At 43.6% G+C, this 14,406-nt stretch carries 10 protein-coding genes; 6 read left to right on the top strand and 4 right to left on the bottom strand.

What is annotated here, in order from left to right:
• The first annotated feature begins 71 nt into the window (after nt 1-71).
• Complete coding sequence (locus HDC91_RS07260) at nt 72-1,058, top strand: acyl transferase (RefSeq protein WP_183550983.1); 987 nt, start codon at nt 72-74, stop codon at nt 1,056-1,058.
• A gap of 56 nt (nt 1,059-1,114) precedes the next feature.
• The gene (locus tag HDC91_RS07255; protein WP_183549917.1) at nt 1,115-1,768 is read left to right on the top strand and encodes a PH domain-containing protein; all 654 of its coding nucleotides are present in this window, start codon (nt 1,115-1,117) and stop codon (nt 1,766-1,768) included.
• Nucleotides 1,769-1,795: 27 nt separating this feature from the next.
• On the opposite strand, the gene HDC91_RS07250 is transcribed toward HDC91_RS07255, so the two are convergent.
• Together HDC91_RS07250 and tyrS are read right to left on the bottom strand one after the other, a co-directional pair.
• Nucleotides 1,796-2,671, bottom strand: a complete 876-nt coding sequence (locus tag HDC91_RS07250) for a GLPGLI family protein (protein WP_183549914.1) — start codon at nt 2,669-2,671, stop codon at nt 1,796-1,798.
• A gap of 87 nt (nt 2,672-2,758) precedes the next feature.
• Entirely contained in the window at nt 2,759-4,042 is a 1,284-nt protein-coding gene (gene tyrS, locus HDC91_RS07245; RefSeq protein WP_183549911.1) for a tyrosine--tRNA ligase, read from the bottom strand.
• Nucleotides 4,043-4,213: 171 nt separating this feature from the next.
• On the opposite strand from tyrS, the gene HDC91_RS07240 reads away from it, so the two are divergent.
• The 3 genes from HDC91_RS07240 to HDC91_RS07230 all read left to right on the top strand — a co-directional run bounded on the left by HDC91_RS07240 (nt 4,214) and on the right by HDC91_RS07230 (nt 8,087).
• Nucleotides 4,214-4,894, top strand: coding sequence for a hypothetical protein (locus HDC91_RS07240; protein WP_183549908.1), 681 nt, complete (start codon nt 4,214-4,216; stop codon nt 4,892-4,894).
• Between the two features lie 190 nt (nt 4,895-5,084).
• Entirely contained in the window at nt 5,085-7,085 is a 2,001-nt protein-coding gene (rpsA, locus tag HDC91_RS07235) for a 30S ribosomal protein S1 (RefSeq protein ID WP_162431515.1), read from the top strand.
• A gap of 96 nt (nt 7,086-7,181) precedes the next feature.
• Nucleotides 7,182-8,087 (top strand): glycosyltransferase family 8 protein, encoded by a 906-nt coding sequence (locus HDC91_RS07230; RefSeq protein ID WP_183549905.1) that lies wholly within the window; start codon nt 7,182-7,184, stop codon nt 8,085-8,087.
• A gap of 19 nt (nt 8,088-8,106) precedes the next feature.
• Here the strand turns inward: HDC91_RS07230 and HDC91_RS07225 are convergent, their stop codons facing one another.
• Together HDC91_RS07225 and HDC91_RS07220 are read right to left on the bottom strand one after the other, a co-directional pair.
• Entirely contained in the window at nt 8,107-10,890 is a 2,784-nt protein-coding gene (locus tag HDC91_RS07225) for a hypothetical protein (protein ID WP_183549902.1), read from the bottom strand.
• 12 nt (nt 10,891-10,902) lie between these two features.
• Nucleotides 10,903-13,713, bottom strand: a complete 2,811-nt coding sequence (locus HDC91_RS07220) for a hypothetical protein (RefSeq protein WP_183549899.1) — start codon at nt 13,711-13,713, stop codon at nt 10,903-10,905.
• Between the two features lie 125 nt (nt 13,714-13,838).
• Between HDC91_RS07220 and pyrR the strand changes: the two genes are divergently transcribed.
• Nucleotides 13,839-14,384: a bifunctional pyr operon transcriptional regulator/uracil phosphoribosyltransferase PyrR gene (gene pyrR / locus HDC91_RS07215; RefSeq protein ID WP_183549896.1), complete on the top strand. Its 546-nt coding sequence runs from the start codon at nt 13,839-13,841 to the stop codon at nt 14,382-14,384.
• The last annotated feature ends 22 nt before the right edge of the window (nt 14,385-14,406 follow it).

Raw genomic sequence — 14,406 nt, 5'->3', positions numbered from 1 at the left:
AAGCTAATAATTACATTCACCTGCATATACGCACATTTGCATATCTGCACATCTTTTTATCTTTGCTGTACATGATAAAGCCGGGTAAACAGCAGGTATTCGCTATTGACAGTGCAGATAGTTTCAACGAGCTTGCTTTGCAGGTATTTAACTACCAGGCTGCCAACTGCGACGTTTATGGTCGTTTTGTGGCCGGTTTAAGGTCAAAAAAAGTCGAAATAAAGTCGGTTGAGCAAATACCTTTTATGCCCGTAGAGTTTTTTAAGTCGCACCGGGTAGTTACCTCAGGCGACGTAGATGAGGCGGTTTTCACCAGTTCGGGCACTACCGGCGTCATTACCAGCCGTCATCACGTTACGGATGTAAGTTGGTATGAGGAAAGTTTCCGTAAGGCTTTTGATCTGTTTTACGGCGATATAAAGGGGTATACTGTGCTGGCGCTGCTGCCATCATACCTGGAAAGGGAAGGCTCATCGCTTATTTATATGGCGCGGGATCTGATCAGCCAATCGGCGAATGCCGACAGTGGGTTCTATCTGTACAATCACGAAGAACTTCACCAAAAGCTGCAACAGCAAAAAGCCGCAAATAAGCCAACCTTGCTGATAGGCGTAACTTTCGCCCTGTTGGATTTTGTAGATACTTATCAAATTGATTTTCCGGAACTGATTGTGATGGAAACCGGCGGTATGAAAGGTCGGCGGAAAGAGATGATACGCGAGGAGCTGCACAGCGCCTTGTGCGCCGGGTTTGGGGTAGACGCCATTCACTCTGAATATGGTATGACCGAGCTTTTGTCGCAAGCCTATTCAAAGGGCGAAGGTATATTTTATTGCCCGCCCTGGATGAAGATCATCACCCGCGATACAAACGATCCGTTCACACTAACCGATACGGGTAAAACAGGCGGTATAAATATCATTGACCTGGCCAATCTCAATTCCTGCTCGTTCATCGCGACGCAGGACCTGGGTAAGGTTTATGCCGACGGCTCTTTTGAGGTGATAGGCCGTTTCGATAATTCTGACATCAGGGGATGTAATTTGCTCATCGCCTAATAATTACCTAATTGGCATAATATTATTATTTTTGCGCCGTTAACGACATCAACATCATGATCGAAAAATTCTTACGTGACGAACAAGACCCTAAGGCGGTTGAAAAAGTATACAGCCGCTTGGTTGACCTGCTTACCACGGGCGAGGAAATTATATATATAGCTGTACAAAAAAAACCTATTGTAAACCTTTTCCCGGATTGTATTGCCATTACCAATAAACGTATCCTGTTTTTTACCCCGGCAAACCTTGGCCTGTCAATAAAGTTTGTTGATTTTGTGTGGAAGGATATTGTTGATGTGTACACCAAGGAAGAAATAATAGGCGCCGTGTTCAGCGCCAAAACTACCATAGGCACCGAAATGGGGGTTGACTACCTGCCCAAAGTGCAAGCCCGTAAATTATACCAATATGCACAGGAACGTAAGGAAGCGGAGCGCGAAGCCCGCCGCCTGCGCGAACTGGAAGAAAAACGTGCCGAATCGGGCGCGCTAAACATCGACCCGGCAGCTCATGCCCAGTTCCAGTCGCCGGCAGCACCGCAGCCCGCAGCGGTTCCAATCCCAACCCCTGCGCCGATTGTGCCCGAGGAACCTAAAAAGGATGAGCTTACTGAGAAATTAAAAAGATTAAAAACGCTTTTTGAAAGTGGCCTGATATCTCAAGAAGAATATAACCATAAAAAACTGGAGCTGCTAAGCGACTTCTAAATCATATTTAAACCCGCCATGGCGGGTTTACTTTTTTTCGGGCAGTTCTATAGGGTTATTGTTTATCCTGTTGTTATCCGATGTTGACTTTACAATATTAATACTCGCTATTTTATTAGGGTCGATACTGCTCATGAAAGCGTTTGAAGACCGTCGCTGCTGGCCACCGCCATGGGCCGCCTTACTAAACCCGGCCGGGTCTTTAACCCTCGCTTCTTTTAGCCTTGCAAGGTCTTGCGGTGTAGTTTTAATATCATCGGCGGGCGGCAAAATAGTTTGGTTCAGTTTACTTACATCTTCAAACCCCATAAATTTAAATACTACTTCTTTTTTAACATCAGATGCTTCCACTATCAGCCCGGGCAGGCCGTTTAATTTCCACGGGCCATTATGAAAAGGCAGATCGGTGCAAAACCAGGCGATGTAATCGCGACCTTTGAAATGAGCTGTCGCCTTTTGCGCGTGCAAGGTACCAAAACTCATCGTATCCGGTTGTATGGTCCATTTAATTGCGGGCAAAGGTTCTTCTGTCAGGTAGTAATTAATAACCTGTTCTTCTATGTATAATTTTTTGTTGTTTATGTATTGATAGTATTCGTCTGTTGATACCGGCCCCGGCCCGGTGATAGTAAGCGCCAGGTGGTTAGGGTCGGGTGCGCTTTTTACCTGGCTGGCTACCTGGTTAGCCATTTCTTCTTCCTGCTGCTGTTTGGTAACGCTGCGGTAAACGCTGGCGTTACGGCCAAGCAACAAGGCCATTGTTTCCTTATAGGGCTTATCCCGGTTGGTTGTATCCCTGATGTGGATGTACTGGTAAGTAGCTTTACCCACCGCCATATCAGGTTTTTGGGCAAAACATGCAACAGGAGACAGCATTACGGCAAATAAAAGCAGCTTTTTCATAACGGTTACAAATTGTACCGTAAAACTAAATATTTAGTTTTAATTAGTTGCTAATATTTAGAATATATGTTACTAACCGCATTTAAATTATTCAGCCACAATTAAGAAGTAGTTCCTTTTTCCTTTTTGTGCTACCAGGTATTTGTTATTGATCAGATCGCCGGTGGTATATACATCTTCCGGCGTATTTACCTTCGCTTTATTTATAGCTACACCACCGCCCTGAATCATCTTTTTTGCCTCGCCCTTTGACGGGAACACAGCCGTTTTGGCAGCAAGAAGATCAGATACGTTTATACCTGCTTCCACTTCGCTCTTGGCTACAGTAAAGTTTGGTACGCCGCTAAATATGGCCAATACTTCTTCATCGTTCAGCTCGCTTAAAAACTCGATGCCGGTGTTGCCGAATAAAAACTCGGTGGATTTGATGGCTTTTTCAAAACCAGCTTCGCCATGCACACGCAGTGTAATGTCTTTTGCCAGGGCTTTTTGTAAAACGCGGGTATGGGGCGCTGCATCGTGCTCAGTTTCCATCGCTTCTATAATTTCGCGGTCAAACAGGGTAAATATGCGTATATAAGCCTTGGCGTCTACATCTGTAGTGTTAAGCCAAAATTGGTAAAACTGGTATGGCGAGGTGCGGGCTGCGTCGAGCCATACCGCGCCGCTTTCGGTTTTGCCAAATTTGGTGCCATCAGCTTTTTTGATCAATTGGGTGGTTAATGCATAAGCTTCGCCCTGGTCCTTACGGCGGATCAGTTCGGTACCGGTAACAATATTGCCCCACTGGTCGCTGCCGCCCATCTGCAGCACGCAGTTGTTATGTTTCCATAAGTAGTAAAAGTCGTAACCCTGCACCAACTGGTAAGTGAACTCCGTAAACGACATGCCGGTATCGCCTTCCAGCCGTTTCTTAACCGAGTCTTTAGCCATCATGTAATTTACCGTGAGGTGCTTGCCTACATCCCTTATAAAATCCAAAAAGGTGAAGTTTTTAAACCAGTCGTAATTATTTACCATTTGGGCGCTGTTGGCGCCGCTGTTAAAATCCAGAAATTTCTCCAGCTGTGCCTGTACCGACTTTAAGTTATGGTTAAGCACATCTTCGGATAGTAAATTACGCTCGGCCGATTTACCCGACGGATCGCCTACCATGCCGGTAGCGCCGCCCACCAGCGCATAAGGTTTGTGGCCCGCGCGCTGAAAGTGTATCAGCGTCATGATCTGGGTTAAATGCCCAACGTGCAGCGAATCGGCAGTGGGGTCAAAACCAATATATCCCGAAGCCATACCTTTGTTTAGCAGTTCTTCGGTGCCGGGCATAATATCGTGCAGCATGCCTCTCCAGCGTAATTCTTCAACAAAATTCATCTTGTAAACTTTAAGCCCGTTTTATCCGGGATGGCAAAGATAACAGAATAATTATTTGGTGGCATAGTTCTGCAAAACCGTCATTGGTTTATAATATATGTAATATTGCTTTCCTGCTTTAGCCCGATTTTTGTACTTTGTTCAAAAACAGACGTATCAACGCCGCCTCCTATGAATTTTCTTTCGCACTATTATTTTGACAGGGATACAACCGACTGCTACTTTACATTAGGCACCGTATTGCCCGATCTGTTAAAGAACGCCGATAAAACCATTGTGCTGCACCCCGAAAAATTGATACATAAAGATGCAAAAGTAAATTCCATAATAGCCGGCTGGAACAAACATTTACTGGTAGATAAACACTTTCACTCGGCAGACTTTTTTCTGACGCATTCGCATAACCTTAAAAACCTGCTGGCACCGGTAATTGCCGGGTCACCGGTCAAGCCTTTCTTTTTGGGGCATATCGCTATAGAACTGATACTGGATAACCTGCTTATCACCACAAATGAAATAAGCGTTAACGATTTTTACGGCCATTTAGACAACTGCGAGGAAGATGTGATCCGTGAGTTTTTATCTTTTGCAAAACTGGAAAATCCCCAAATTTTCTTTAATTTTTTCGAGGAATTTAAACGAAGCCGCTACTTGAACACGTATATCAATATCGGGCAAATAACCTACGCCCTGAAGCGCATTTGTATGCGGGTTTGGCGCAACCCGTTTACCCCGCAACAAGAAGAAGAGATGACCGGCCTGCTGCTAAACTATCGCCTTAACCTGATAAGTGGTTTCATGAGCATTTACCACGAAATTGAGGAAAAGATGAAATCTGCTGACGGATTATAGCCATTTTTTGATCAATAAAACCAGTAAGCTTGGTACTTATTTGCGTTAAATTTTTCAATAATGCGTTTGTATTACAATAAAAGTGCTTAAAACTCAATAATTAACATTAAATATATTTTTATCTATAAAAATTATATCCGTACCTTTGCAGTCCCAATTAAGTGTTGGGAAAAAGGAGTAAAATTTATTAATGGCAAAAAAACAAGAAGCAGAAAAAGAATTAAAAGCAAAGCAGGCTGAACTGGATACAGTTGCGGCAACTGCTGAGAAGGAAACAATTGAATCAGAAGCTGATTCAATATCAATTGAAGACATCAAATCGCAGATCGCGGCAACACCAGATCAGGATTTTGACTGGGATGCAGACGATAAAAAATTTGGTAACTACAGCGACAGCGACCGTGAGAAATTAGAAAAACTTTATGACGGAACATTCAGTTCTATCACTAAAGGCGAAATCATCACCGGTACAGTTGTAAATATCAACAACAAAGATGTGGTATTGAACATCGGGTTTAAATCTGACGGTTTGGTATCTGTTTCTGAGTTCCGTGATACACCAGACCTGAAGGTTGGTGACACAGTTGAGGTGTTTGTAGAATCGCAGGAAGATGCTAACGGTCAGTTAGTGCTTTCACGCAAACGTGCAAAAACTCAAAAATCATGGGAGCGTATTAATTCGGCTCTGGATAACGATGAGATCATCACAGGTTTTGTAAAAAGCCGTACTAAAGGTGGTTTAATTGTAGATATAATGGGCGTTGAAGCCTTTTTACCAGGCTCGCAAATTGATATCAAACCTATCAGGGATTACGATATCTATGTGGGCAAAACAATGGAATTTAAAGTTGTTAAGATAAACCACGAGTTTAAAAACGTAGTGGTATCGCACAAAGTGCTTATTGAAGACGACCTGGAAAACCAAAAAACCGAAATTGTGGCCAAACTTGAAAAAGGCCAGGTATTGGAAGGTACCGTTAAAAACATTACCGACTTTGGTGTATTTATTGACCTTGGTGGTGTTGACGGCTTACTGCACATTACAGATATATCTTGGGGCCGTATCGAGCATCCGAGAGAAGTTCTTTCATTGGATCAGAAGATCAACGTTGTTGTTCTGGATTTTGATGACGAGAAAAAACGTATCGCTTTAGGTTTAAAACAACTTACCCCGCATCCTTGGCAGTCGCTTGACGAAAACCTGCAGATAGGTTCGAAGGTTAAAGGTAAAATTGTAACTGTTGCTGATTACGGCGCGTTCCTGGAAATTATCCCGGGTGTTGAAGGTTTGATCCACGTATCAGAAATGTCATGGTCTCAAAACCTGCGCAACCCTCAGGAATTCCTGAAAGTTGGCGACGAAGTTGAAGCTCAGGTATTGACCTTAGACCGCGACGAACGCAAAATGAGCTTAGGTATCAAACAACTTACACCTGACCCATGGCAAAATGCCGGCGCTAAATACGCCGTAGGTACCCAGCACGTTGCTACAGTTAAAAACATGACCAACTTTGGTGTGTTTGTTGAACTGGAAGACGGAATTGACGGCCTTATCCACATCTCTGACCTTTCGTGGTCTAAAAAAGTAAACCACCCTAACGAATTTACTAAGGTTGGCGAAAAATTAGACGTGGTTGTTCTGGAGCTTGACATCGAGAACCGTAAACTGAGCTTAGGCCACAAACAGCTTGAAGAAAACCCTTGGGATACTTTTGAAACCATCTTTACTATCGATTCGATACACGAAGGTACCGTATTGAAAGTAACTGACAAAGGCGCTATCGTAGCTTTACCTTACGGTGTTGAAGGCTTCTGCCCAACCAAACACCTGGTTAAAGAAGATGGTAAAGCAATAAAGGCTGAAGAAACTGCTGAATTCAAAATTATCGAGTTCAACAAAGAGAATAAGCGTATTGTAATTTCACATTCACGTATATGGGAAGAAGCTCGTACTGATGCCCGTGTTCAGGAGTTCGAAAACCGTAAAAAGGAAGCAAAATCTGCTAACAACGCGGTTAAGAAAGTGAAAGAATCAGTAGAGAAATCGACTTTAGGCGACCTTAGCGTTCTTGCTCAGTTAAAAGAGCAAATGGAAGGTGCAGAAAGCAAAGCTGCCAAAAAAGCCCCTGCCGCTAAAAAAGCAGAGCCTGAAGCTGATGCTCCTGCTGCTGAAGAAACCGAAGAAGTTTAATCTTTATAAAGGTTTAATATACAAAGCCCTCCTGAATTATCGGGAGGGCTTTTTTTGTGAGATTATTTTAAAACAGCACAACTACGTTTTGCCACGGTGGTACAATATAATACCTTTGAATATCCTATGTTTTTAAATGCCATTGCAATAACTATTGATAATAACTATATACAGCATGCCTGTGTGATGTTAAGATCGCTGGACGTAAATGTTCAATCGCAGGTTGATGTATATTGTATTTTTGATGACCTGAGCCAGCAAAACATCCACCGGATGGGCAGGGAGTTTAATAGCAGCCGGGTAAACCTGCACTTTATACCTTTTGATAAAAGTGTGCTTCCAGCACTGCCTATAAAGGCTAATGATCATGTTACTTCGGCCACTTTTTTCAGGATATGGCTGCCCCATCTGCTGCCAAACCTGGATCAGGTGCTTTTTATGGACACCGATATAGTTATTAATGGCGACATAAGCGAAATGCTGAACCTCGATGTCAGCAACTACCCGCTGGCAGCTGTACCAGACCTGGGCATGTCTGCCGAAAAAAAGCGTGGCCTGGGTATTGCCGATGGGCACATGTACATGAACTGTGGCGTATTGTTGCTTAACCTTAAATATTTCAGGGCAAACAACCTGACCACACAGATAGCGAACTTTATTACCACTAATCCTGCCCTTTGCGAATTTTGGGACCAGGATGCCATTAATGCCACAATAAAAGGAAACTTTTACCAATTAGATTATAAGTACAACGTACAAAGCGGTTTCTATGAAAAGCCCGCGCAGGATGTTGCCTTGCGTAACGCCATCCAAAACCCCGTAGTAGTGCATTACACCGGTGGCGGCAGTTGCAAGCCCTGGTATTATCAAAACAAACACCCCGAACGCCATCTGTATTATAAGTATCTTAAACTTACTTCATTCCGATTTTATTACCCGCCGGATCTTCCCCGCAGCTGGCGCCTGTTCAGAAAGTTACGTTTTATGCTCTTCTACAAATAAGCTTATAGCAATTAATTAATTACTTACTTGCCGTGGGTTTGGCATCAACCTTAATTTTCAACGTCTGCGCACCAAAATGCCCAAGCATATCTGTCCCTTCAATATTCAGGGTATATGTTGATTGTTTATCTGCGGTGTAAAAAGATAGGGTGGCTTTTCCGTTTTCGTCGGTAATTAAGTTTGGTTCCCAGTGTATGGTTGAGCGGTTAATGCTGTAGTCGTAGGTGTTATCTACAGCATAGCGCGGCTTGTAAAACTGGCGCGCATTATACAGGGGTAATGGGCGGTAAACATAAATTCCGGGTGTAGAACGCGTTAAAGGGCCATGGCCACCGCGGGTTTTTATAATAATGATGGCATAAAAGTCGCCCCTTTTTAAAAAACCAAGGTACTTATGGTAAATAACCAATTGTTTAACATCGGCCGCAGTAATATTGGTTAAAACACCTCTCAAATAACTAAAGTATCCACCGGGCGAACCGGGGGTATAAAACACACCCGCGTTAACGCCGTCAATTATTAGTGCTGCCACTTTATTGCCATTATGTTTAAAAACGCCTATTGCTGTCCTAAAACCCTTTACATCCTTTTCAAGATAATCGAGCAGCGTTTTGCTCCGTGCTTTCAGCATATCCTTTTCTTCAAGGTTTACGTCATAATAGTAAAGGTCTTCGTTATCCATCCCCTTTACATTAAGTATTTTTTTTGCTTTTATGGTTACCGGGTCAAGCAACTGGCCTTTTACATCCCCCGCCGAAATAACTGCATTGGTTTTGATATTGGCCGTATTGTTTTTTAGATACCTAACCAGCGTGCTGTCGGTATTTACAAACCAGGGCATAATTGCATGCGGATTTACTGGCATAGCAACAGCAGGTTTAAATTCATCAACCATGATGCTGCCGCCAAAGGCGTCGCCGTTTTTTTTGTGCACTTTGATGGTGTAGGCTATCGAATCGGATACCGGCAGATCGGGAAACATAAATTTGCCTTCCTTATCGCTTAAGGTATCCAGTATCATCAGGTTGTTTTTGTCCGACGACAGTAATGTAACCTTTGCGCCGCCTACGGGTTTTTTAAAGAAGTTGATCAGCCGGCCGTACAGGTCATTATTCATTTCGGCCCGAAAAACCGGTTGCATTATAGGTGCAGCAAGCTTATCCCAGTTAAAGCCTGTCCATCCCTGCGTAAGCATCAGGTCGTCGAGCGCTTTTGAGGCATTAGCGTTGGTCGCATTAAAGTACCAACCCGGTTCTTCTATATAACCTTTGATCTCAGATGCCAGCAGCATACCGGTAAGTATAGTAGGCGCGTATTGTGGCAGTTTTACCTGCCCGTCGTCGGTTACTGCAATAGCAAAACTGCCATTTTTAACCGGTGAGCCGTCTGATCTTAACACTTCGATCTGTATGGCAACACTATCCTTTGGCTGATATTCGATCTTGTGCGGCATTAGTTTAAAAACCAGGTTATCGTTGTTATTGATAAACACCCTGCGTTCGCTTAAAGGTTTACCCGCTTCGTTCAATATACTAAAGCTGATTACACCGGTGGCAAATTTACCGGCAGGTATATTAAGGTTAAAGTAACCTTTGTTTAAGTCAAAAGCATAACCCAGGTAAACGCTGTCCTTACCCTGTGCTATCAGCATATAAGTTTTACTCAATCCGGCCAGGTCTGGCGTGGCAGTAACAAACAGTTTTACGTCGCTGGGGTTTGTAACGTTATCTACACGCAAAGTAATGCCGCTTGCTTTTACCGCAGGCAGGGGGATCTCCTTCACATCGCCATTGTAATTAATGCGTGCTTTATAAACTACGTTTGGCAAGGGCACCAGCCTGAAGTTTCCCATCCCATTGTGTGTTGATTTAAAGGTGGCCACCTCTGCGCCTTTACCGTCTACTACCACTCCACTTATATTTATACCGAGGCCATCATCGCCAATAGCTTTAAACGCTATTTTATTAAGCAGGCCGGCAACTATTTCGCCCCCTTCGGGCATAAACTGCACATCAACAGACTGCGCAGTTGCCCCGGGATAAAAAGGAAATACCTGGGTTTTCTTTTTGTCGCTACCGTCCCTAACCACCATTTTTAAATTGCGGGTATTCACATCGGCAGGTAAATTGAAGTTTGCCGCTATGTCACCCTGGTCAGAAGTTAAAAAGGCTTGTTTATAAACAGTTTTGCCGCCGTTTATTAAAAACACCTGCATATCCTTATAAGGCAATGGCATATTGTGCATATCAGTAAACTGCATGGTTAGTGCAACGCTTTTACCTTCGGGTGTTGTTTTTATGGTATGCTGCTCCTTAATAAGCCACGGGTTTTTCCCGTCGTCGCCAATGTAAAAGCGCTTATGAAAAAAAGCTTCTTCTCCAAAATTTTGCATCCAGTTGGTATAAGCGCGTATGGTATAAGCACCATCGGTAAGACCCTGCGGAGGCAGTTTAAAATTGCCGTTGCCGGTGCCATTGGTAAGGGGTATCACCAATCGCTCTACCAGCCGGCTGCTATCATTCAGTAATTCTACATAAACCTTGTTGCTTAACGCAGAAGGCAGCCTGTTCGAGGCGTTTATCAATACAGTTTTAAACCAAATGGTATCGCCTGCAAAATAGTGCGGCTTATCTAACTTAACCGATAGTTTTTCTGAAGGGTAAAATTTATAATAGTTATCAATACCGGCAGTTACTTTATTAACTGAAGTTACTTTATCCTGGCTATAGGCACAGGTTACACAAAGCGCCAAAAGTATTATAATAACCTTGCTGCTTTTTAAAAGTGTATTTTTTACCCGCATACTTTAAACTGGTTAATTGATGGTTTTTGCTTCGATATTGATCTTAAACGTTTGCGAAGCAACGTGGCCCTGCAGGTCAGTACCTTCCAGCTTTAAAGTGTAGGTGTCCGGCTTATCGGCAGCATAAAACCAAATTTTAGCCTTGCCTTCGTCGTCAGTTATAATGTTAGGCTCCCAGTTAACGGTTGTTCTTGTATCAATAATTGGCGAAGTGGTAACTGTGTACTTTGGTTTATAAAAGTCGCGTGGCAGGGTTATGGGCAAAGGCCTGTAGGCCAGGGTACCGGGCGCGCTAATTGCAAAAGGGCCCGCACCGCTGCGGGTGGTAATGGTCATAAATGTATGCAACCCTTCCAGTATTTTAACCTCTTTAACATCGTCGGCACCCATTGTTTCTAAAAAATAGATTATAAACTTGCGATAAGTTGTCGAGTCGCCGGTGAGCCTGTTCCCATAAATAGATTGCACGCTGCGATCATCTATATAAACGTCGTAAATATACCGGGTGCCCAAAACAAAATTGGTCATTACAAACGGCTTTTTTAACTCATCTATGCCGCGATGAATGTAAGCCCTGTTCATCGCATCATCAGCATAGTAGGATGCTTCACGGAAATTTTTAAATTTCTCCCTGACGAGGGATAGCAAACTGCGTTTTTTGGCTTTTATAAGCTCGGCTTCATTTAACTCGCGTATGGGGTGGCCATATTCAAAATTGTTTACAAACCCCATATTAACGGGCTCTTTTTTTGCCCTGATGGTTACCTCTTTAAGTTGCCTGTTCTTAAAACTTAATGGTTGCTGGTTAAGCGGTGCATCGGGGGCCGGTTTATTAAAATATTTAACCATAAGGCTATCGCTGCTGCCTGCAAACCATGGTTTGCTTACGGGCACATTATCAGACAAGGCTACATTGGCGGGGGTAAACTCATCTACAATGATACCGGCACCCATTTCTTTACCTTTTTTATTGTGCACTTTAATGGTGTAGGCAATAGTATCAAAAAAGGGCAGGTCATTAAATACAAAACGACCCAACTCATTGCTGGTGGTATCAATGGCTACCAGGCCGTTTTTTTTGCTGGATGCAAACAAGGTAACCTTTGCCCCTTTTATAGGTTTTTTAAACAAGTTTTCCAGTTTACCAGCCACGTGGTTATCGGTCTCGGCCTCAAATTTAGGTTTGGATGGAGCAGGGGACAGGGCCCAGTCATATCCCGTCCAGCCCTGGGTTAATAGCAGGTTATCCAATGCCTTGCGTGCCGAAGCCTCTGCCGTGTTGAAATACCAGCCCGGGCTTTCAATGTACCCGGTCATTTCGGATGTCAGCAGCATCTGGCTCCTGATATCGTTATCATTAATGTCGGTTTTTATATAATCATCGGCAGTTACTGTGGCCGAAAAAAAGCCCTTAACCGGCTCACCGAGCTCATTTGTTACCGTAAACGCAAGGGCCACACTATCTTTTGGATTAAATGCCGGTTTGTTTGTATTTAAGCTGACGCTTAAATTGTTGTGCCGGTCAATAAATATTCTGCGCTGGTTAAGCGGCTTGTCGTTTTCGTCAAGCAGGGTAAAGGCGGCAATTCCGGTACCGAATTTGTTCGCAGGTATCTTAAGGTTAAAAAAGCCGCGGCTTATATCTACAGGCGTAGCGAAAACCACCTGATCCTTTATTTCGGCTATCAATGTGTAATGCCTTTTTAGCAAAGCCGTATCAAGCATGGCTGTAATATATAAACTTATGGAATCGGGTTTGCTCAGGTTGTCAATTCTGAGGGCGGTGCCTGCCGGTCTTACCGCCGGCAGCTCTGCTTTGAAGGTTTTGCCCGATGCGGTGCGTAAAGCCGCATAGTATTTATTGCCGGGTTGAGGCAATAACATAAAGCTGCCCATGCCGTTATGTAACGATGTTATCCGGGCGACTACTTCATTTTTGCTGTTTTTTACCTCTCCGCTTATATCCTCGCCATAGCCTGTTGTGTTAATGGCCTTAAAAGCCACCTTGTTATATATCCCCGCTACCATGTTGCCGCCCTCCGGGAAAAATTGCAGGTCGATGTTCGCGTCGGCGTCAATTATTATTGGCAGCGTTTGCCTTATGCGGGTGTTTTTATCAGTTACCGTTAATTGCAAGCCGCCTTTCAAAACGGCGTTGTCGATAGTAAAGGATGTGTTAAGTTTGCCTGCATCGGTAGTGGTAAATTTTTTATTGAGGATACGTTTTCCCGCTGCGGTAATCACCACCTCGACATCATGAAAGGGCAGCGCCATCTTTTTAGCATTGCTGAGGTTTAGAGACAGGTTTACCTGTGCATCGTTCGCCGTTTGCTTTATTTCGTGCTGCTCGTTTATCAAAATCATATTATTAGCCCCGGCGCCGCCTATGTACAGCAATTTTGAGAAAAAAAGCCCGGTGCCGAAATTCTGCATCCAATTGGTGTAGGCGCGCATGGTGTAAGTACCGGGGGGGATTGTTTTATCCAGCAGTATATCGCCATTGCCAAGCCCGTCCTGCACGGGTATAATAACACGTTTTACCAATTTACTGCTATCATTTATCAGCTCAACATATACCTTGGCGCTTTGACGCGAAGGGAAAAGGGCAGCGTTTAAAGCATATGCTTTAAACCAAATGGTATCGGTAACATTATAATAAGGTTTATCCGTATGCAGGTAAAGCTTTTCTGAGGGCATCACACTAAAAAAAGTGTCGGCCCGGTTAATTAGTTTCTTTCCACCACTTTGGGGTGATTGTGCCCGGCCAATCATAGCATACGATAGTAAAATGATAAGCAGGAAAAATGAAAATGAGTTTTTCATTAGCGCAGGTATTAGGTAATAGAGCAATTTAACAATATTTCGGCTTAATAAAAAATGCGAAGCTTAAGTAGAGGTTAATCAAAACTCAAAACTATTTTTTACCTTTGCCCAAATCCACCCACACGATGCAAAACCTAACGCTGCTCGACGGTCAAAAATTCCAAATCACAATTCAGCGTTTATGTCGTCAGTTAATAGAAAATCATAACGATTTTTCAGGTTCGGTTTTAATTGGCATACAGCCAAGGGGTATTTACCTGGCCAAGCGCGTAGCCGAAGAACTCAGAAAGATATTACCGGATAGCACGATAGAACAGGGCGACCTCGACATCACCTTTTACCGCGATGATTTTCGCCGGCAGGGGTCGCCGCTGGTGCCTAATCAAACTAAAATAGATTTTATTATTGAAGGTAAAAAAGTAGTTATGCTGGATGATGTACTTTGGACAGGCCGCACCATCCGTGCCGCTATGGATGCTATGCAGGCATTCGGCAGGCCCGAAAAGGTGGAGCTGCTGGCGCTGGTTGACAGGAGGTACTCGAGGCACATACCTGTATCGGCAGATTATGTTGGGATAGAGGTTGACTCCATCGCATCGCAAAAGGTTGTGGTAAGCTGGAAAGAAACCGATGGCGAGGATAGGATAGTGCTGGTATCAGAAGCGAAATGATTTTAGATTTACGATTTTAGAT

Origin of the sequence: Mucilaginibacter sp. AK015 (genome assembly GCF_014200785.1) — a bacterium.
Taxonomy (GTDB): Bacteria; Bacteroidota; Bacteroidia; order Sphingobacteriales; family Sphingobacteriaceae; genus Mucilaginibacter.
Note: the sequence above shows the minus strand (reverse complement) of the source record. Positions and strands in the feature narration are given on the sequence as shown.